We start from the raw sequence: 20,622 nt of genomic DNA on the forward strand, positions 1-20,622 counted from the left end.
GTAGGCGTCACCAAGCAGGTCACGACAGGGCAGTGCGACCAGTTCGACCTTGTGCCGAGGGGTGGGGCCATGCCCGGCAGGCGCGGCCCCGTCGCTCAGCGGGTCTGGGCTTTTGGGTCCGCATCACCCGCGGCCGGCACCAGGAATTCGGTGATCTGGTCGAGCGTGCGCAACTCACCCAGCTGCTCCGGACCCACCGAGGGCAGACCCGGGAACCGCTCCTGCAGGACACCCAGAATCTGGACCCGCTTGATCGAGTCCACACCCAGATCCGACTCCAGATCCATCCCCGGATCGACCATCTCCACCGGATACCCCGTCTTGTCCGACACCACCTCCAGCAGCGCCGCACGCACCGAAACCCCATCCACACCAGCCGAAACCGGAGCAGCCGGTTCAGGGGCCGGTTCCGGCTTCACCGCAGCAGGTTCCGGCACGACAGGCGGCGCGGCAGGCAGGCTCTCGGGCTCGGGCCGGGTGGGCAGCGCCTGCTGCGGCGCGGCCGGTCGCACCGCGGTGGCCTCGGCGAACACCGTCTCCCTAGGCTGCGAGGAACGCTGCCCGCTCAGTTCGAGGGCGGTGAGTTCGGCGAGCACCTCGTTGGCGCGGGTGTGCGCCTGCGAGATCGCGATGCTCTGGTTCTTCACACTCTCCACGACCTCCGGCAGCCGCGAGTCCGGGCGGTCCCACTGCCCGTGCTCGCGCATCAGCCCGGTCAGCGCCTCGGCCACCTGAAGCTGGCCGTCCAGGTACTGGGTGTGCAGCGCGACGTGCTGCTGCACGGCGTCGTCGGCTTCCGGCGACCGGGGCTGGGCGGGCACCTGGTAGGCGGGCTGGGAGGCGGCGTGCGAGTCGTTCATCTGCTCCCTCTCGTGCACCGGCTCGTCCACGGTGGACACTGGCCGGACGTGGTCTGCGGAATGCGTTGCGGTCTGGGCGGGCGCGGAGACCTCGAAGCCGTCGACGAGGCCCGCCACGTAGGCCTCGCGGCGCGCGCTCGGCACGTGTTCGGCCGCGGAGATCGGCACGGTCATCCCGGTCGGCGTGATCTCTTCGAAGTCGGCGGCGATGTGGGCGTTGATCCCGGTCATCGACACACCCAACACGGCCAGGCGGACCGCGGCCTGCTTCAGCGCGACGTCGCTGTCGCCCAGCGGTCCCGCGTCGGTCGGGATGGCGACGACGGGTTCGTCGGCGAGGATGCGCTGCACCAGCCGGGTCAGGACCTGCTTCGGGCCGAACTCGACGAACACCGTGCAGCCGTCGTCGTGCATGGCCCGCACGGCGTCGGCGAACTCGACCGGTTCGAGCAGCTGCCCCACCAAGGTCTCGGCGTTGGCCGCCGGGTCGGCTCCGTACTTCGCGCCCGGGCTGTTGGCGTAGACGGCGCTGCTGCGGTCTCCGATGTCGACTGATGCCACCGCGGGCCGGAACCGCTCCACGGCGTGTGTGACGTGCGAGGTGTGGAAGGCCGCGGACACCGACAGCAATCGGGCGGGCATGTCCTGCTTGGATGCCACCCCGACGAATGCCTCCACGTCGGCCGTGGGGCCGCCGACGACCACCTGGTCCGGCGCGTTGTTGTTGCACACCACGACGTCCGGGAAGTCCGCCAGCAGCTCGGTGACCTGGTCCCGGCCGGCCTGAACGGCCGCCATCGTCCCGTGGTCGTCGTCCTGCCGGTCTGCGGGCGGGGCCATCGCCTCGCCGCGCGCCCGCGCCAGCCGGAAGAAGTCCAGGTCGGTGATCGCACCGGAGGCCCACAGCGCGGTCAGCTCACCGAAGCTGTGCCCGAGGAACCCGGCGCACTCCAGTCCCAGCGAGGACAGGTACCGGAACTGGCCGGCCGACAGCGCGCCGATCGCCGGCTGAGCGTAGCGGGTCTTGCGCAGCGTGGCCTCCTGGTCCTGGCGGAGCTCGGCGTCCAGCAGCGTCGGCGGGTAGACCACCTGCGCGAGGCGGGTCTCAGCCCCGTCGAACGCGGCGTTCGCGGCGTCGAAGGCCGCACCCACCACCGGGTTGTTCAGCGCCGCCTCCAGCCCCATCTCGAGGTACTGGCTGCCCTGACCGGCGAAGAGCGCACCGACCTTGAGGTTCGGGCGCGCCTGGGCGCGGTAGAAGACGCCCCGAGGGTGCGTCCACTCCTCAGCGTCGAGTGCTCCCGCGAGCTGCTCGGCGGCCAGTTCCCGCAGTTCCTGGGCGGTTTGGTCGTCTGCTGCGAAGCCGATCCGGGCGTGCGCGTCCGGGATCTGCCCGTCCTCCGTCGGCGCGGCGCCCGACCGGAGCAGCTCCAGCAGCTGCTGCGGGGTCTCGGCGTGCCAGAGGTGGCCGCGTGCGGCGCGGTGGAGCGTCTCGATTTCCGAGCGGTCCTGCGTGTGTTCTTCCAGCACGAAGTGGAAGTTGGTGCCGCCGAAGCCCATCGCCGAGGCGGCGGCGCGACGCACCGGGCGGTGCGGGTCGCGGATCCACGGGCGGGTCTTGACGTTGACGTAGAACGGGGCGTCGGAGAAGTCGACCGATGGGTTGGTGCGCTCGACGTTGATGGTGGGCGGCAGCGTCTTGTTGTAGAGGCTCAGCGCGAGCTTCATCAGGCTCGCGGTACCCGCCGCGCCCTTGGTGTGGCCGATCTGGGATTTGACGCTTCCCAGCGCGGCGAAGTGCTGCTCCGCCGACGACTCGCGCAGCAGGCCGCCCAGCGCGGACAGCTCGGTGCGGTCGCCGACCGGCGTGCCAGTGGCGTGCGCCTCGAACAGCTCGACGGAGTCAGGCGGGCAGTCGGCGTCGGCGTAGGCGCGGTCCAGCGCAACCCGCTGTCCCTTCGCGAGCGGGGCATAGATGCTGTTGGACCGGCCGTCGCTGGAGGAACCGAGACCGCGGATGACCGCGTAGATCCGGTTGCCGTCCCGCTGTGCGTCGGAGAGGCGGCGCAACGCGAGCATGCCCACTCCCTCACCGAGCAGCGTGCCGTCGGCAGCGTCGGAGAAGGGACTGATCTTGCTGCTGCGCGAGAGCGCCTGGGTCTTGCTGAAGCACATGAACCCGAAGATGGAGTTCTCGGTGTCGACCCCGCCGGTGATCATCATGTCGGCGCGGCCGTCCACCAGCTCGGCGATGGCCACCCGGACCGCGGACAGCGACGCGGCGCAGGCGGCGTCCACGGTGGAGTTCATGCCGCCCAGTCCCAGCCGGTTGGCCACCCGGCCCGCGACGACGTTGGCGAGCAGCCCGGGGAAGGTGCTCTCTTCCCACGGGGTGAAGGCCTGGGTGTACTTCTCGGCGATCTTCTCGGCGTCCTCGGTGGTCAGCCCGCAGCTGCGCACGACCTCCTTGAGCACCGGGGTGGACAGGCGGGCAGCCAGCGGGTGGGTCAGCGGCACCGGCCCGGTGGTGCCCAGCACGCACCCGGTGGTGGACGCGTCGTACCAGTCCGAGCACACGGCCGAGGCGTCGCGGAGCACGTCTCGGGCGACGCCGAGGCTCAGCAGCTGCATCGTGCTGGTGAGATCGAGCTGGTTGGGCGGCAGGCCCCATTCCAGCGGGCTGAAGTCCACGTGGGGGACGAATCCACCGCGGTGCGAGTAGGTCTTGTCCGGTACCGACGGGTCGGGGTCGTAGTAGTCCTCGAGACGCCAGCGGGATTCCGGCACCTCCTCGGTGCAGTCCGTGCCGTCGACGATGTTCTGCCAGAACTCGCGGTAGTTGCGCGCCATCGGGAACAAGCCCGCCATGCCCACAATCGCGATGGGGTTGTTCGCCAGTCGCCGGTGTGTCAGGTCCCGGTCCATCGGATCTGTACCCTCGCTCACGTCTTCCTCTCAAGGTCCTTCTCGTACGCACGGACGGCACGAAGGCACGTACCGCCGTAGGTGAAGTGGTCATCGCCGCCGGGACTGCGTCGGCTCGTCGGCGTGGCTGGGCGGGCGTCACCCGGCGACGAGCGGTGCCGACGGCACCAGACCCGTCGCACCGGTGACGAAATCGGTCAGCTGGTCGGCGAAGAGCCGGTGGCCGAGGACGCTGGGGTGCAGTCCGTCCTCGGCCCACATGCGCGGCTGCGACCACTCATCGATCGCGGTCACGTCCAGGCACAGCGCGCCGGTCGCCGCGGTGACCTCGCGAAGCACCGAGTTCGCCTCGCCGAACCGCCGCCGCAGCAGGTCCCGGAACGACTCCGGGACCGCCAGGTTCTTCGGGATGTCCGGGTAGGCGGCGGTGAACACCGTGGTGTCCACGCCGCGAAGGCTCGAATAGATCGTGGTCAGGTTGCGGCGGAACCGCTCCGGGTCGTAGTCGCTGACGAGGTCGTTGACCCCGACGATCACACCGATCACCGGGGGTTTGTTCGCCAGCACGACCGAGAGCTGATGGTCGACGACGTGCTGGGTCGTCGCCTGGTAGGTCCCGAGGTTGAGCACGCCCTGGCGCGGGATTGCCAGCCGCTCGGCGAGCCGGGGAACCCAGCCGTGGAACGGGCCGTCGAGTCCGGGGTCACCGCGGCCTTCCACGAAGCTGTCGCCCAGCGCTGCGAATCGGATCACCGGCATGTGAAGTTCCTTCGTTCTCGCGGCCGCAAAAACGGCGCCTCGAAAGGGGATGTCAGCTGGGCGAGAGCAGTCGCTTGTCGGCCGGGAAGTCCACCTCGTCGTAGAGCTTCTCCAACTGGTCGGGGGCGAAGAACTCGTCTCCGTGGATACCGCCGCCGAGCATCGTGAAGAACCGGCTCTTGAAGTGCTCGCTGCGGCTGGTCGCGCGGAATACCGAGTCGAAGAACGGGGTGAGCTCCAGCTCGGAGATGCTGGTGGTCAGCGCGTAGGAGCCGCGGCTGTCCTCGTCGCGGTGCGCTACGTACTCGGCGACCGCCTCGTCGATCGGCTGGTCCCCGGCGAGGCCCTGGTGCAGCTTGTCGGCCAGCACCTCGGTGTACTTCAGCGCGTCGGTGATGCCCAGGCCGGTGAAGGGGTCCTTGTGGTAGCCGGCGTCACCGACCAGCGCCCAGCCGGGCCCGTTGGACCGGCGGCGGTAGTTGTCGGGATACACCATCGGGCGCAGCTGCTCTTCGCGCTTGCCGTTGTCCCGGAGATCCTGGCCGAGTTCGGGAACGATCTCGTCGTAGATCGAGTGGAAGTTCTCCTCGGCGTTGGCGCGGAACTCGTGGAACCGGCCCTTGCGGCGCATGACCGCGCACAGCATCTGGCCGTCGTGGGTGGGCCAAGTGCCGATCTGCTGGTGGTTGTAATCGGTCTGGTGGTGGAATTCCCACTCGATGCCGCTGAAGTAGCTGTAGTACACGAAGCAGGCGGCAGGCACGACGTCGTAGAATTCGGCTTTCACGAGTTCGGCGACGGTGGAGTTACGACCGTCGGCACCGACGACGAACTGGCTCCGGAATTCCTTCTGCTCTTCTTCGCCGACGACCTTGCCGCGCACTCCGGCGACCCGGTCGTTGTTGTCGTAGACGAGTTCTTCGACCGCGAATCCCTCGATCACCTCGGCGCCGGACTCACGGGCGGCGTCGACGAGGATAGCGTCCAGCACCGTGCGGCGCGGGGCGTAGACCTCGGTGAGCCCGTCGATGGGTTCGGCGAAACCGCTGAGTTCGATGCCGGTGTAGGCGAAGTTCATCCGGCGGATCGGCGGTACGCCGGTGGCGACCAGCCGGTCGAGCAGGCCCCAAGACTTCAGGCGGGACAGCCCGGCCTGTTGGATGAAGTGCGTCGAAATCGTGTCACTGGGAAAGGTCGCCCTGTCCACGACCAGCACTCGATGCCCCTGCCTGGCCAGCAGCATCGCCAGTGGAGATCCGGCGCAGCGCGCGCCGACAACGATCACGTCGTACATGTGGAAAAAACTCCCGTCATCACCGGGCGAGAAAATCCGCTGGCCCATTTGCGACTTCACACGAATACTCTTGCCTGGACTCGAATTGGGTCAACATCTAACGCCTCGGCGCATCGAGCGATAGGCCGATGCAATCAGCGATGTCGACATGCGCCGATGGTCGGCGGACGACTTCAGGAAGAATTGATTTCTCGTTCACCTGGCCGAACGCGCCGTTTCCGGAAACCTGGAATTAAGGAACTAGAAATGAACAGTGGAGTGCCCGGCCGCTACTTGCTGTACATCGACTCGATCACCTCGACGTGATCCCGCTCGATGACTTTGCGGCGCAGCTTCATCGACGGGGTCAGGTGACCGGCGTCGAGTGTGAAGTCGGTCTCCAACACGCGGAACTCTCGAATCGACTCCGCCCGTGAGACCAGTGCGTTCGCCTCGTCCACAGCGGACCGCAGCTCCGCCACCAGGCCCGGATCACCGGCCCAGCCGGGGGTCTGCAGGTCGACTCCGTTGTCGGCGGCCCACTTTCCGACCGCCACCGGGTCCACCGTGATCAGCGCGCTGGCGAAGGGCCGATCGTCGCCGACCACTATGCAGTTGCTCACCAGCGGGTGCAGCCGGACGCGGTCCTCCAACGGGGTCGGCGAGATGTTCTTGCCGCTGCTGGTCACCAGGATTTCCTTGCGGCGCCCGGTGATGTAAAGGTAGCCGTCCTCGTCGAGACGACCGAGGTCACCGGTGGGGAACCAGTCCGAAGCCGGGTCGTGGACCGCCAGCGGGTCGCCCTCGGCGGCACCGGGCCAGTAGCCGGGCGTCACGTTCAGCCCGCGAACGAGGACTTCGTCCTCTTCGGACAGCCTGACGGTGACACCGGGAACGGGGCGGCCCGAGCTGTTGATCCGGTTGTCCTCCAACGGGTTGATCGTGACCGCGGTCGCGGCCTCGGTCAGCCCGTAGGCACCCAGGACGTTGACGCCGATCCCCCGGAAGAACAGTGCCGTTGTCTCGTCCAGCGAGGCACCACCGGAGATCACGTGCGTCCACCGTCCGCCGAGGCCCTCGCGCAGCGTCGCGAACACCGTCGAGTCGAACCTGTCGAACTCCTCGCGGAGTTCGGCGGGGATCGGCACGCCGTCGAAACGCGCCCGGCCGGCCTCGATCGCGACGCGCTCGGCGGCGGGATCGACCCCCATCTGCCGGGCGGCCTTGCGGATCTTCTCCAGCGCGTAGGGAACCAGCCCCATCAAGCTGGGGCGGAACGAGCCGAACGCGCCGAGCAACGCGGGGAAACCCGGCAGAAGTCCTGTACGCGTTCCGGCGTAAAGGCAGGCTCCGAGGATGGTGCGACCGAAGATGTGCGACAGGGGCAGCACCAGCAGCGTCGAGGCCTGCTCTCCCCCATTGCTACGCCACGCCTCGCCGAGGTGCTCGACGCTGGCCGCGGAGGCGGCGAACATGTTGCGGTGGGTCAGCATGCATCCCTTGGGCATGCCGGTGGTGCCGCTGGTGTAGACGATCGTCGCCAAGTTCTCGGCCCGCACCTGCGCGCGCCGCTCGTCGAGGACCCCGTCGGACGCCTCGTGCGTGCGCCAGTCGGCCAGGTCCGCGAACTCCCACACGCGCCAGGCGTCGCCGCCGATGCGCACGAGGTCCTGCCGCTGGTCTGTGGTCTCGGCGAAGCACCAGGTGGCGCCGGAGTCGGTGATGATGTGCCGGACCTGCTCCTCCGAGGCGGTCGGGTAGATGGGAACGGTGATCGCGCCGATGCTCAGCACGGCGAAATCGGCCAGCACCCACTCGTAGCAGGTGTTTCCCAGCACTGCGACGCGGTCGCCGCGGCGCACTCCGGCCTCGATGAGGCTCCGGCCCACGCGTCGCACGTCCTCGGCGACCTCGCGGCAGGTGATGTCCTGCCACCCGCCCTCCACCTGCCTGCTGAACAGGGGCCGGTCCGGAGTGAGCCGGGCTCCTTCGTCCACGACATGGGCGAGGCCTTGATCGTCGGGTAGTCTCAGGCCCTCGCCACCGCTGCTTTCCCGCACCACTGATCACCTTTACCGTCGATTTCGGACACAGCACCCGTGCCGGGAACGCGGTGGGAAACAAGGTCATTCGCGTCCAGCGGCTGCCGGGGTGGTTCGCTCGGACTCGGCGTGGAGCGCAAGGAAGGCATCCGGTCGTGCACGCGGACACCGGTTGGTGCTCGTGTCACGCGGCGGTCTTCCCTGCGAGGGACACGCCGTCGTGCCGACCTGCGTTCAATCTTGGTTCGCCCGCGGTGGCAGGGCAATGCGGCTCTGGCTAACGCGCGGTTGCGATGTCCTATCGCCGCAAAACCACAGGAGCGCAACGCGATTGACTTGCGGTGCGCCCCTGGGCCTCGGTGTGGTCAGGCCGCGTGAGTGATCCACTCGGCGACCTTGCCCGCCACTGCCGGGCTGTCCTTGATCCACCCGAAGTGGTCCAAGTTCTCCACGACGCCGGACTCGGCGTCCCAGTGCCGGCGGGTCAGCTTGGCCCGGGGAATGCGGGTGCACAGGTAGTCGACGTTGGACTTCGGCCCCAGCTCATCGTTGTCCAGGGAGATCGCCATCACCGGCATGGTCAGCTCGCGCAGCAGCGGCGCGTAGTTCCGCTTGGAACCGCCGAGCCGGTAGCGGCCGGTCAGGTTCTGGTAGCACCAGTCGGTCATCACCCGGCCCGCGACGGGTGCGGGCACGAAGAGCCCGCCCGGCCAGCGCCCGCGCAGCTTCGACACCGACCCGATGTAGCGACCACCGGCCAGCACGCTCAGCCGGCGCTCGGGCGGGAACGCGCGCCAGAACACGCTTCCGGTGGCGAACAGGCACAGTCCGGCAATCCGGCCCGGATCGGCGGCGGCGTGCAGCAGCGCGGTCTGGCCGCCGAGGCTGTGCCCGAACACGTGCAGCGCGGCCCCGGGGAAACGCTTCGCCACGGCTTCGATGATCGCGGGCAGGTCGGTCTCCACCATCTCGCGGTAACCGAAGTTCCCGCTGTCCTCCAGCGACGGCGTGCTCTCCCCCTGCGCTCGGAGGTCGGCTGTGGCCACCGACAGTCCCTCGTTGTGCAGCGCCTTGACCAGCGGGTAGTAGAACTTCGCCTTCATCGCCATCGCGGGCAGAACGAGGACCACCGGGGCGGTGGGGTCGTCCTGCGGCTTGACGCGCACGACGAACCGGACGTTGTCGGGGGTGGTCACCTCGACGGCTTCCAGCGCCTGGAATCCGGTCGGCGCCGGCTTGTCTTCGGGCATGGGGGCTCCTTGGTGCGGTGCCGGAAAGGTTCGCGTCAGTCCGCGGCGATGTTGCAGACGCAGTCGAAGGAGAACTTGGCGACAAGAACGTCGTTGTCGTTGTAGCACAAGGCCTTGGTGTCGATGTCGAACTTCTCGGTGCTGTTGCGGGAAAGCACGTCGGAGACGATGCGCTCGTCGACCGTGGCGATGGCGCGGATCCGGCCGAAGGCCGGCTTGAGGAACGTGCACCGGGATTCGCGGACCACGAACCGGGTGACCGAGGCCAGCCGCGCAGCCATCGCGCCCACGAACGCCGAGCCGTTGGCGATGTCAGCCGCCAGGAACAACGCGCCCGCGTGCACGCTGCCCATGTGGTTGTTCATGGTGTCTTCCGCGGGGATCTCGGCGACGGCGCGCTCCGGTCCGATCTCGGTGATCTGGACGCCGACGTGGACGCTGAAGGGCACCATCGAGTTGGTGATCTCGCGCAGCTTCTCGTAGTCCGCGGTTCCTGCGCCGTACTCCGCCAGGGGTTCGAACAGGCTCGGTGCTTGCTGTGACATCTCGACCATCCCTACGCGTGCGTCGTGTTTCGTTGCTGGGAAAGCGTTTCGGTGCTCGCGGCTTCATCGGGGCAGCACGTCGACGACGTAGTCGAGGTAGACCTTGCCCACGGCCGTGTCGCCCTCGTCGTAGAGCCAGGCCTTGCCGTCGAGTTCGAACCGCCCGGTGACCTCTCCGCTGAGCACGTCGGCGACGGTGCGCGGATCCAGCGTGGCAACCGCGCGGATGCGGCCGAGTCCGGGCTTGAGGAACGACACCGTGCAGCTGCGCAGGATGAACAGCTTCACCTGGGTGATCACCGGCGCGAACGCTCCGCCGAAGGCCATCGCCCCGGCGAGCTCGGCGGCGAGGAACTGGGCGCCTGCGTGGACGCCGCCCATGTGGTTGTGCATCTGCTCGCCGGCTGGCACCTCCACGACTCCCCGCTCAGGGCTGATCTCGATCATGCGGGTACCGACGTGGTTGCTGAACGGCACCATCGTGTTGGCGTGCTCGCACATCTTCTCGTAGTCGGGTGCCGTGCCGTCCGAGGAGCCCGCGTACGGTGCGAACCCCTCGAACACGTCCCGATTCAGCTGCTGCGCCACGATGTGTCGTCCTCCGGGTGCGCGGTGAAGATCCGAACCTCGTCAAGGGCGAATACTTCTGCGGCGCACCGGAAACCGTCAATGCGGTCCGCGGACGGCCATCGCGCGATTGCCGGATCCGATCGGCCGCACCGAGGGATCACACGCGAAGTTCAGCCGTTGTTCGCCGTCTCAGAGCCTGTTGGTGAATGGTCTGGGTGGGTGGTCGCTTAGCGGAACCTGAGAGGTTCCCTGGACTGCGGGTGCCCCTCCTGATGTATGTCCAATACGCGGCGGAGGGGCCGTCCTCGCCAGAAAACCCCTCAGAACCCGCCGATGGTCGTCTTGGCAAGGTGAATGCAAGCGGCTACGCCGCTTCCAAAGGCGCGGACGGCATTCGCCGACAGGCTCTCAGACCTGCAGCGGTTCCGCACCGGGCACCGTCGCCTGCGATTCGACGCATTCGAGGAACAGATCGGCGGCCGGAGAGGTCTTCCCGCTCAGCCATGCGACGTAAAGCTCGACGGTGGGCACCGGGTCGTACAGCCGTACCGGCACCGTGCACACGTTGCCGCTGATGTGCCTGCCCCGCAGCGTCGACGCGAAACCGACGAGGGGTTTCACCGACGCCATGATCGCCACGGCACCTGGGTCGTCGATTTCGTACTCGACGTTGAGCGTGATGCCGCTGCTCGACGCCGCGCCGAAGATCGAGTCGTACATCGCGGGGCACTGCTCGCGCCCGAACAGGATGCACGGCTCGTGCGCGAGCTCGCTGAAGGATGCGCCGGGCCGTCCGGCCCACTTGTGTCTCGGCCCGACCACCGCGACGAGCGAGAACTTCGCCAGCGGGCGGGACTCGAACTCGGCACCGACCGGCCGCCCGTAGACCATGGCCACGTCCACGTCGCCGGCCCGCAGCGCCTGCAGCTGCGGACCGGTGCGCATCTCGTGCAGCATGACGCCGACGTTGGGGTGGTCCGTGTGCATCTTGGTGAGCACCGCGGGCAGGACCTGGTGCCCGGCCGCGAAGTTGTACCCGACATCGACGGTTCCCGACCGGCCTGCGGCGGCCTCGCGAGCCGTTTGCCCGGCCTTGTACACCTGCGCCACGATCGCACGGGCCTGGTCGCGGAAGGCTTCGCCAGCGGGCGTGAGCCGGACTTCGTGCGAGGTGCGGGCGACCAGTTCGGTGCCCACACTGCGTTCCAGTCGTTGCAGGTGCTGACTCAGCGACGGCTGCGCCAGGTGCAACTTGGCGGCGGCCCTTCTGAAGTGCAGCTCTTCGGCGATCGCTAGGAAGGATTCAAGGTGCCTGAATTCCACATTGCCCCCCGGGGCCGCTGTCGAACAGCTCTGTGCTCGACAGACCGTATGCACCTCCGAGGAACACCCGGTGAACCGTTGCCACCACTAGTGGAGCCAAGCCGTGTCGCATAGAGAAACCGCTGGACAATAGAGAAACCGCTGGACAAAAGACGTTCGGTGAACTTCGTCACGTGGCGCAACTCGCTTTGATCTCCGCGAGCTGCTCACCGGAAAGTTGGGGCGTTCGCCCCGCCCGACCAGCACCCGCCAGCGACCCCCGGTTGCGGCGACGGCGGCGAGTTCGCCGGGCGGCAGGGATCAGCGAGCCCGGACCACTCGCGCAGCGCGCGGTATCCCTTGGCCGTGATCGCGACTCGATGGCCGCGCGGTGCGAACAGCCGGTGCACGTCGATGTCGATGAGGTCGGCAGCCCACAGTTCGCGGAGGGTGTGGCGGAACTCGTCGGTCATCGGGCCCGGAACACCCGTCCCCCACTCGTAGCCGAGGCCGGGTCGGGCAAGTCCATTCTGGTAGCAGATCTTGCCCGCGTACACAGCGGCCAGCGCCGCATATCGGGCTTCGGTGAACGTGGTTCCATGCATTTCAGGTCGTCCTCGGCTCCACGGAGGGCCGCGATGCCCGGCACCGCGGGGTGGGCAGGGTCATCGCGGCTCGCTCGTTCAGGTGTTGACCTCGCGGCGGAATCCGTCAGGGATGATGAGGTCGTCGGGGGCGAGTTCGTGGATCGAGGGCTTGCCCAGGCCCAGCAGGGCCGAGTCGATGCCGCTGCGCAGGATGTCGAGGACGTTCTGGACCCCGGCCTGCCCGTTGGCCGCCAGCCCCCACAGGTAGGCACGTCCGATCATGACGGCGTTGGCGCCCAGCGCCAGTGCTTTGACAACGTCGCTGCCGCGTCTGATTCCGCCGTCGAAGAGGATCTCGAGCTGGTCACCGACGGCGTCAGCGACCGCGGGCAGCAGTCGGATCGCCGCCGGCGTGGAGTCGAGGTTGTTGCCCCCGTGGTTCGACACCGAGATGGCGGTGGCTCCGACGTCGACCGCGCGACGGGCGTCGTCGGGCCGGGTGATCCCCTTGATGGCGAAGGGGCCGCCCCACTGCTCGCGCAGCCACGCCACGTCCTCCCACGTCGGAAGCGGCGTCTGCATCCATTCGCCGTACGCACCGAAGAACGTCGGCGCCGTCTCCCCGGGGAGGACTACATTGGGCGTCGTCAAGTCAGGCAAGCCGTGGCGGAGGAAGTCCCACAGCCAGCGAGGACGGAACATCCCCTGCGGCGCGAAGCGCAGTTTGGTCCGCAAGTCCATCTTCTCCGGGATCGGTGGGCTGCCCCAGTCCCTGGCGGTGGCGAAGGACCAGTCCAGGGTGACGATCAAGCCCGTTGCACCGGCGTCCCTGGCGCGCTGCATGCGCGCGAGGATCCGGTCGCGATCTCCAGCCCAGTAGATCTGGAAGAAGGTCTTCGAGTTGGCCTCCACGACGTCCTCGATCGACCTGCTGGCGAACGAGCTGAGCCCCATCGCGGTCCCGGCGGCTGCCGCCGCCCTCGCGACCGCTACCTCGCCTTCGGGGTGCACGGCCTGCACGCCCGTCGGCGAGATGATCACTGGAAGTGAGATCTCCTGCCCGAGCACCGTGGTCGAAAGATCGCGCTTGGCGGGCAGATCCGCGACGTGCGGCGCGAAGCCTAGCTCGCCGAACGCGCTGATGTTGTCGTTGAGGGTCAAGCCTCGTTCGCTACCCGCGACGAGTGCCTTGTAGACGGGCCTCGGCAGGCGCTTCTCGGCGCGTCGGTGCGCCTCGGCGACCGTTTCGAACCACTCCGACATTCCTGGTCCTCCCATTTCTGATCGTCATTGATCTCGTGAGCGCGAGCTCCGCGCGAGGCGGGGCAGCAATGGCGCGATCGTGCGGTTGCGAACCGCGCCCCACCACAGGCCGGCGCCGTAGCACAGGTCGTCCAAGCGACGTACGAGCACGTGCGGCACGGGGTGCAGCGAGCTCCTGCTGTTGCGGTGGTCGAGCAGGCCGTCCACGACCGCTGCGGCGACGAGGATTTTGCGCGCCCGCCGGCTCGTCAGCGCTGCTGCGGCGCTGATCGGCCAGTAGTGGCGTGTGGCGGCGCGCACGAGTTGCCGGGCGGTGCCGTACAAGCCGCCAAGTGCCAGGAGCGTCGCCGCACGGACCGGTGCATCGGCGTCTGGCATGCGGCGGGCCAGTCGCGCGGCGGCCACCGCGACCAGCACCCCCGCCAGCGGAGCCAGTCGGCGATTCGTCAGCAGCACTGCGGCCGCCAGCGACCACACTGCGGCGTGCAGGGGCGGGACCTGGCCGGGGTGCCGCAGCGCGAGCGGCGCCGCTCCCGTTCCGTAGAACGCGCGCTGCGCCATCCACCTCCGAAGGTCCGTCCGGTGTTCGTGCGCGACGCGGGCAGCGGGCACGTAGCGAACCCTCCAGCCGGCCTCGTGCAGGCGCATGCAGAGGTCTACGTCCTCACCTACCCGCATGTCCGCGGCGAACCCGAGGACGGCGTCGCGGCGTACAACGACGGTCGTCGCGGGCACGTACGCCAACCGCGTCAGCGGTGCGACGGGGCCCTCCCGCGTCCCCATGTCCAACGGGGAACAGGTTCGTTCGAAGGTCTCCAGCCAGTTCCGCCCGCCCTGGTCGAGGGATACGACGCGCGGCGCTGCCAAACCGACGGCGGGGTCGAGGAACTGCGCCAGCAGCGTCGGAAGCCACCCCGGCCAAGGCACGACGTCGGAGTCGATGAACGCCACGAACCGGGTGCCGCAACGTCGCAATCCCGTGTTCCGCGCCGCCGCAGGCCCGAGGCTGCGCTCATGCCGGAACACCCACGCACCCCACTGGCAAGCGGTAGCGGCGAGCCGCTCCGGGTCGCGCGAGCCATCGTCGACCACCACGATCGGCAGATCTGCGGTCTGCGCATCGCACCTCAAGATGGTCAGGAGCCGTTCGACCATGTCGGTGCGATCCCGGACCGGGATCACCACTGTCGTCTCAGCCACCTGCACCTCGGGCGGGCGCGGATCGACGATCCCGGCGTCGAGGAGCCTTCGGGCAACCGCTGCGCTCGTCGGTCCGGACACCGTGAATCCGCCGGATGCGAGCAGCTTCGCCGCTCGTCCGTTCAACCGAACCAGTCGCATCGGCGAACCTCCCAACAGCAGGCCACCGTTGCGGGAGCGGTGCACGTCCGAGGCGAGCCGGACCGCGAATCCGTCCGGCAGTCGGGTCTCTTCCGGTGCCCGCATCACGTCGGTTGGTGCTTCCGGGCGTGCCGCGTTCATCCGGCGAATCCTCCGTCCGCGTGCACGACCGAACCCGTCACTGCCGCCGACTCCGGGGAACACACCCAGGCCACGGCCTCGGCTACCTCTTCGGGGGCGAGCAACCGGCGCACGAGCTGGTGTTGGGCGAGCTCCTCCGGGTCGGCGAGCCCGTACAGCTTCGCCGTGGCGCAAAGCATGTCGGTGCAGCGGTCGACCGCCACGACCGACCAACCGGCCCTGCTGAGGCGGCGCACCACCGCCGCGCCGATACCGCGTGCCGCACCGGTCACTACCGCCACGCGACGCTCGCTCATGGCACACCCACCCGCGAGGCGTTCGCCAGCCGCCCGGTGCCGTCCACGTGCCAGGCTCGCACGGCCTCGGCGAGCCCCGCGGACATCTCCGCGAGCAGTTCGCCCCCCTCGGCGGCGTTCGCGCCGTCCGGCGAGCCGATGACGCCGTTCGGACTCACCGCCCGCACGCCAACCGACATGAGGCGTTCGAGCACCCGGTCATCGGACCCGAGCGGCCCGGACTCCATCCGTGCGCTGCGGACCGAATCGGGCCGCAGCGCGTGCATCAACGACGTCTCGGCGCGTCCGGCGTGCCCGTGAGACTCGCCACCTGAACAGGCCCACCACGCGACGTCGCGCCCCTCGTAGCGCAGTCGACGCACCGCACCGACCAGGCTCCTCAGGTTGCCCCCGTGGCCGTTGACCACGACCAACCTTTCCGCCCACCGCAGCACCGAACGGCCGAGTTCGACGACCAGCAGGTGCAGCGCGGTGTGGCCGATGGAAACCGTCCCGGGAAAGCCCTCGTGCTCCCCGCTGGCGCCGTAGTTCTGCGTGGGCGCGAGCACCGCGTCGACCTCGCCGCGCAGCAGGGCGAGCGCTCTTTCCGCCACGGCGGTCGCGACGGCCGCATCCGTGTCCAGCGGCAGGTGCGGCCCGTGCTGCTCGCAGGACCCCAGCGGCAACAGCACTACCGGTCTGCGCGGTTCCAACTCGGTCCACGTCCGCTCGGCAAGGCGTGCGGTCATGACTCACCTCTTCGTGTCCCCAGTTGTGGCTGTTCCGTCCCGCCAAGCGATGTTCACGCCATTCCGGCGAGCGGGCTTTCGTCGCACGGCCGCTGCGAAGCCCGCACGGCAGGCAGACCGAGGAGGACCTTCCCCCGCTCTCCCCGTCGCGAGTGGTCCTGCGTCGCACGCGGCACCCCAGAGTTGTCCACAGTGGTCAGGAGTTGGGCTCCGTGTCCCTTGACGCACTCCGGGTCGGGACCGTCCAACGGCAGCCCGGTGAAGAACTTCGCTGCCATGCATCCGCCCTGGCAAGCGTCGAACGCCGGGCAGGATGCGCACGTGCCGCCGGTCTGCGCCGTGCGCAGCTCGGTGAAGAGGGACGAGTTCCGCCAGACCTCGCCGAACCCGGCGGCACGGACGTTGCCGGCCTTGAACACGTCGTGGATCGCGAACGGGCAGGCGTAGACGTCGCCCACCGGGTCGATCAGGCACACCACGCGGCCGGCGCCGCACAGGTTCAACCCGGGCAGGGGGCTGCTGCCCAACGCGTTGAGGTGGAAGAACGAGTCCCCGGTCAGCACCTCTTCGCCGTGGTCCAGCAGCCAGTGGTAGATCTGCATCTGCTGCTCGGCCGTCGGGTGCAGTTCGTCCCAGACGTCCGCCCCGCGCCCGGAGGGACGGAGCCTGGTGATTCGCAGCTGGGCGTCGTAGGAGTCCGCAATCACTTTGAGCTCGTCGAGTTGGTCGACGTTCTGCCGGGTCATGACCACCGAGATCTTGAACCCGCGCATCCCGGCCTCCGCCAGGTTGTCCATGGCCCGGCGCGCCATGTCGTAGGAGCCGGGACCGCGCACCGCGTCGTTGATCTCACGGGTGGCGCCGTCCAGCGAAATCTGTACGTCGACGTAGTCGGTGGCCGCGAGCTGGCGCGCCCGTTGCGGGGTGAGCCGGACACCGTTGGTGGAGAACTTGACACCCACATAACGGGACACCGCGTAGTCGAGCAGTTCCCAGAAGTCCGGGCGGACCGTGGGTTCTCCGCCACCCACGTTGACGTAGAAGACCTGCATCCGCGCCAGCTCGTCGACGACGGACTTGATCTCGGCGGTGGTCAGCTCGTCCGGGTCGCGCCTGCCTGACGAGGACAGGCAGTGCTCGCAGGCGAGGTTGCAGGCATAGGTCCACTCCCAGGTCAGGCAGATCGGTGCGTCGAGACCGTGCTTGAACTGCTCGACCAGGGACGGCACCTGTTCGGTCATCTCCCGGCGCTGCTCGGCGATCCTCATGGCGATTCCTCGTCCCTCTCCGAAAGTGGTTGTCGGCGAACGATCATCTCGGCCTGCGCAAGGGAGGCCAGGGCTCGCAGGTAGCTCGGCCGTTGCCGGTCGGCGACCTGGCAGGCGCCGAGCGCCTCGTCGACCGAGCCGTGGTCGGCAAGCTGCTCGACGACCTCGACCAGCCGTCGACTCTTCAGGAACGACAGCCGCCGCGTCCCGAAGTGGTAGGCGAGCGCGCCGAAGGGTTCCGGCCGCAGGGCCACCTGCGGGTTCTGGCGGTACGGGAGGTCGGGCTGGAAGGCCGGGCTACCCATCGCAAAACCACCGTCCTCAGTAGACGCCGCACATGCCGTCGATGGAGACCTCTTCGACCAGCATCTCCTCGACCACGTCGCGAGATTCGTCGTACTCGGAGATTCCGGTGGTGTGCTCGTACTCGGTTCCGAGGCTCTGCTGCTCCATTGCTTCTCACCTCTGCTGCGGGATCTTGTGGGAAAGTGCGCCGCCAACGCTTGCGGCAAGAACACGCTACGAACGCGGCGGCACACGGCTCGCCATGCGACTGGACCTTCCGCCCCCGTCCGTTCGAACAGGTCGAACCCCGGCCACCACCGGCGGCTGAGCCGTGGGGCTGGGGCACCTGTCCAAACGGACGGGGGCGGTCCCCACCGATCGTTCGGACCGCGCTTCCGGAGGACGGGTCTTGGTTCCAGAAGGGTTCTCGGGCGTGACGCACCGCACTACCTTCGCCACTCAGCCGGGCCCGATCCCGACACCGCCCGGACCAGCCGTAGCCAGTGGTCAACGTGCAACGCCGCGCGTGGAAAGGACTGCGAAATGCAGGTCGATGAGCTGCTCAAACCTTTTCCCATCAAGGAGTTCCACCCGTTCCCACGCGCCTTGATGGGCCCGGGCGCGCACGAACTCATCGGTCCGGAGGCTCTGAAACTGGGCTTCAAGCGGACCCTGGTGATGACGTCGGGACTTCGCGGCACGGACATCGTGCACAAGATCGCCGAGTCCATGAAGTACCACGGCCTGGAGGTCGTGGTGTACGACCAGGTCGAGTCCAACCCCAAGGACTACAACGTCATGGACGCCGTCGCGCTGTATCAGGAGAACGCCTGCGACTCGTTCGTCTCCATCGGCGGCGGCTCCTCCCACGACGCCTGCAAGGGAGCGCGGATCTCGGTGGCGCACGACGGGCGCAACGTCAACGAGTTCGAAGGTTTCAACAAATCGGAGAACCCGAAGAACCCGCCGCACATCGCGGTGTCCACGACGGCGGGCACCGGCTCGGAGACGTCCTGGGCCTACGTCATCACCGACACCACCACCGACCCGGACAATCCGCACAAGTACGTCGCCTTCGACGACGCCTCGGTGGCCAGCCTGGCGATCGACGACCCGGTGCTGTACTACGACTGCCCGATCGACTACACCGCGCAGTGCGGTTTCGACGTGCTGGCCCACGCCTCCGAGCCATACGTGTCTCGGTTGAACTTCGAGCCGTCGCTGGGCAACGCGCTGCACGCGATCAGGCTGACAGCGCGGAACCTGCGGCACGCGGTGTGGAACGGCCAAGACCTCCCCGGTCGGGAAGGCATGATGTACGCCCAGTACATCGCCGCTCAGGCGTTCAACTCCGGAGGCCTGGGCATCATCCACTCGATCTCGCACGCGGTCAGCGCCTTCTACGACACCCACCACGGGTTGAACAACGCCATCGCGTTGCCCCGGGTGTGGGCGTTCAACATGCCGGTTGCCTACCAGCGGTTCGCCGACATCGCCGAGGCGATGGGCGTGGACACGCACGGCAAGACCACCGTGCAGGCGGCCGACGCGGCGCTGGACGCGGCCATCCGGTTGCTGCGCGACGTCGGCATCCCGGAGCGGTTCGCCGACGTGCATGCCGACACCTACTCGAAGAACCGGTTGGGGCAGGGGCCGACGAAATTCTACGAGCGAGCCAAGGAGATCAAGGGCGATGCCGAGGACGTCGACCGCATCACCAACCACGTGCTCGGTGATGCCTGCACCCCGGGCAACGCCAAGGAATGCACGTTCGACACGGTGCGTCCGGTGGTCGAGCACTGCATGACGGGCGAGTTGGACGACCTGCTCAGCTGACCCGCGCGACCGGCCGTGGTGCCGCGCTGACCCGGCGGCACCACGGCTTCCCCGCTCACAACTGGAGGTTCCCGTGCCCGACACCATCTCGGCCCCGCCCCACACCGGCCACGAGCAGTTCGATTCGGTCGAGGAGGTGATCGCGAAGTTCGCCGAGTGCGGCTACATCGCGGACCGCCGACTGGCCACCACCGTCTTCCTGCAGTCCAGGTTGGACAAGCCATTGCTGCTGGAAGGACCGGCCGGCGTCGGCAAGACGGAACTGGCGAAGAAGCTCGCCGAGGTCACCGGCCGACGCCTGCTGCGCCTGCAGTGCTACGAAGGGCAGGACGAAAGCAAGGCCCTCTACGAGTGGGATTACGGCAAGCAGATGCTCTACACGCAGATGCTGCGTGACAAGATCGGCGAGGTCATCGCCGATGCGCCGGACCTCGCCACTGCGGTGGAACGCATCGGTGCGCAGGACAGCGTGTTCTTCTCCGACCGTTTCCTCGCCGCCCGGCCCCTGTTGGATGCGATCCGCGGCGGACAACCGGCGGTGCTGCTCGTCGACGAGGTCGACCGGGCCGACGAAGCGCTGGAGGCGGTGCTGCTGGAGTGCCTGGCCGAGTTCCAGGTCTCCGTCCCCGAAATCGGTACCTACTCGGCTACGACACCGCCCTACGTCGTGCTGACGTCCAACAACACCCGGGACCTGTCTGCTGCGCTCAAACGCCGTTGCCTGCACCTGTTCCTGGACTACCCCGATCACGAACGCGAGCTGGAGATCGTCAGGTCCAAGCGCACCGGTCTGCCGGAGAACCTGGCTCGCCAGCTGGTGACCGTGGTGCGCGAACTGCGCAACCTCAAGTTGCGCAAGGCACCGAGCATCTCGGAGACCATCGACTGGTCGCGCACCCTGGCCGTCCTCGGTGCGGAGGAACTCGATGCCGAGCTGCTCTCGGAAACCGTGAACGTGGTGGTGAAGTACGAGCGCGACCTCCAGCAGGCCCTCAGCGCCATCCCGCGCCTAGTGGACCCGAATCGGCAGGTCCCCGAGGACCTGCACGGCCACGGGCACGGGCACGGGCATGGGCATGGGCATGGGCATGGGCATGGGCATGGGCATGGGCACGGGCATGGGCATGGGCATGGACACGACCACGACCACGACCACGACCACGACCACGACCACGACCAGGACGACGAGGTCGACGGCCGCGAGGTTCGAGCCGCCAAGGACCTGCCCGGACGTTTCGACGAGAACTACTATGGAGCACCCGGATCACGCACCAAAACCCTTTCGCAGCAACGGGTCGGCGGTCAGGGCCACCGAGCGTTCGGCGCCGCCACGCGGCGTCGTCCCTAGCCT

The 20,622-nt window shown here is 68.2% G+C and carries 18 protein-coding genes; 2 read left to right on the plus strand and 16 right to left on the minus strand.

Annotated features, from left to right (window positions below; genetic code table 11):
* Positions 1–95: 95 nt before the first annotated feature.
* The 16 genes from FDZ84_RS38320 to mftA form a co-directional block, all read right to left on the minus strand.
* Positions 96–3,806: a type I polyketide synthase gene (locus tag FDZ84_RS38320; RefSeq protein WP_246868640.1), complete on the minus strand. Its 3,711-nt coding sequence runs from the start codon at positions 3,804–3,806 to the stop codon at positions 96–98.
* A gap of 117 nt (positions 3,807–3,923) precedes the next feature.
* Complete coding sequence (locus tag FDZ84_RS34515; protein WP_168589250.1) at positions 3,924–4,544, minus strand: SGNH/GDSL hydrolase family protein; 621 nt, start codon at positions 4,542–4,544, stop codon at positions 3,924–3,926.
* A 52-nt stretch (positions 4,545–4,596) separates the two neighbouring features.
* Positions 4,597–5,886 (minus strand): NAD(P)/FAD-dependent oxidoreductase, encoded by a 1,290-nt coding sequence (locus tag FDZ84_RS34520; RefSeq protein ID WP_246868641.1) that lies wholly within the window; start codon positions 5,884–5,886, stop codon positions 4,597–4,599.
* Between the two features lie 221 nt (positions 5,887–6,107).
* Entirely contained in the window at positions 6,108–7,877 is a 1,770-nt protein-coding gene (locus tag FDZ84_RS34525; RefSeq protein WP_168589252.1) for a long-chain fatty acid--CoA ligase, read from the minus strand.
* Positions 7,878–8,224: 347 nt separating this feature from the next.
* The gene (locus FDZ84_RS34530; RefSeq protein ID WP_168589253.1) at positions 8,225–9,109 is read right to left on the minus strand and encodes an alpha/beta fold hydrolase; all 885 of its coding nucleotides are present in this window, start codon (positions 9,107–9,109) and stop codon (positions 8,225–8,227) included.
* 35 nt (positions 9,110–9,144) lie between these two features.
* On the minus strand, positions 9,145–9,654 hold the full coding sequence (locus FDZ84_RS34535) for a PaaI family thioesterase (protein ID WP_168589254.1): 510 nt from the start codon (positions 9,652–9,654) through the stop codon (positions 9,145–9,147).
* Between the two features lie 63 nt (positions 9,655–9,717).
* The gene (locus FDZ84_RS34540; RefSeq protein ID WP_210435308.1) at positions 9,718–10,242 is read right to left on the minus strand and encodes a DUF4442 domain-containing protein; all 525 of its coding nucleotides are present in this window, start codon (positions 10,240–10,242) and stop codon (positions 9,718–9,720) included.
* A gap of 390 nt (positions 10,243–10,632) precedes the next feature.
* On the minus strand, positions 10,633–11,547 hold the full coding sequence (locus FDZ84_RS34545; RefSeq protein ID WP_168589255.1) for a LysR family transcriptional regulator: 915 nt from the start codon (positions 11,545–11,547) through the stop codon (positions 10,633–10,635).
* Between the two features lie 206 nt (positions 11,548–11,753).
* Entirely contained in the window at positions 11,754–12,131 is a 378-nt protein-coding gene (locus tag FDZ84_RS34550; protein WP_168589256.1) for a hypothetical protein, read from the minus strand.
* A gap of 78 nt (positions 12,132–12,209) precedes the next feature.
* The gene (gene mftD, locus FDZ84_RS34555) at positions 12,210–13,376 is read right to left on the minus strand and encodes a pre-mycofactocin synthase MftD (RefSeq protein WP_168589257.1); all 1,167 of its coding nucleotides are present in this window, start codon (positions 13,374–13,376) and stop codon (positions 12,210–12,212) included.
* A gap of 24 nt (positions 13,377–13,400) precedes the next feature.
* Complete coding sequence (gene mftF / locus FDZ84_RS34560; RefSeq protein ID WP_246868642.1) at positions 13,401–14,858, minus strand: mycofactocin biosynthesis glycosyltransferase MftF; 1,458 nt, start codon at positions 14,856–14,858, stop codon at positions 13,401–13,403.
* Positions 14,855–15,154 (minus strand): SDR family oxidoreductase, encoded by a 300-nt coding sequence (locus FDZ84_RS34565; RefSeq protein ID WP_168589258.1) that lies wholly within the window; start codon positions 15,152–15,154, stop codon positions 14,855–14,857. Before FDZ84_RS34565 ends, mftF begins: the two co-directional genes overlap by 4 nt.
* Complete coding sequence (gene mftE, locus FDZ84_RS34570) at positions 15,151–15,882, minus strand: mycofactocin biosynthesis peptidyl-dipeptidase MftE (protein WP_168589259.1); 732 nt, start codon at positions 15,880–15,882, stop codon at positions 15,151–15,153. Before mftE ends, FDZ84_RS34565 begins: the two co-directional genes overlap by 4 nt.
* A 53-nt stretch (positions 15,883–15,935) precedes the next feature.
* The gene (gene mftC / locus FDZ84_RS34575) at positions 15,936–17,150 is read right to left on the minus strand and encodes a mycofactocin radical SAM maturase (protein ID WP_246868643.1); all 1,215 of its coding nucleotides are present in this window, start codon (positions 17,148–17,150) and stop codon (positions 15,936–15,938) included.
* Positions 17,147–17,455: a mycofactocin biosynthesis chaperone MftB gene (gene mftB, locus FDZ84_RS34580; protein WP_168589260.1), complete on the minus strand. Its 309-nt coding sequence runs from the start codon at positions 17,453–17,455 to the stop codon at positions 17,147–17,149. Before mftB ends, mftC begins: the two co-directional genes overlap by 4 nt.
* A 16-nt stretch (positions 17,456–17,471) precedes the next feature.
* The gene (gene mftA, locus FDZ84_RS34585; RefSeq protein ID WP_246868644.1) at positions 17,472–17,603 is read right to left on the minus strand and encodes a mycofactocin precursor MftA; all 132 of its coding nucleotides are present in this window, start codon (positions 17,601–17,603) and stop codon (positions 17,472–17,474) included.
* A gap of 375 nt (positions 17,604–17,978) precedes the next feature.
* On the opposite strand from mftA, the gene mdo reads away from it, so the two are divergent.
* The gene (gene mdo, locus FDZ84_RS34590; protein ID WP_168589261.1) at positions 17,979–19,271 is read left to right on the plus strand and encodes an NDMA-dependent methanol dehydrogenase; all 1,293 of its coding nucleotides are present in this window, start codon (positions 17,979–17,981) and stop codon (positions 19,269–19,271) included.
* Positions 19,272–19,344: 73 nt separating this feature from the next.
* The gene (locus FDZ84_RS34595) at positions 19,345–20,619 is read left to right on the plus strand and encodes a MoxR family ATPase (protein ID WP_246868645.1); all 1,275 of its coding nucleotides are present in this window, start codon (positions 19,345–19,347) and stop codon (positions 20,617–20,619) included.
* Positions 20,620–20,622 lie beyond the last annotated feature (3 nt).

It is taken from the genome of Saccharopolyspora sp. ASAGF58, from assembly GCF_012277335.1.
Classification (GTDB): Bacteria; Actinomycetota; Actinomycetes; order Mycobacteriales; family Pseudonocardiaceae; genus Saccharopolyspora; species Saccharopolyspora hattusasensis.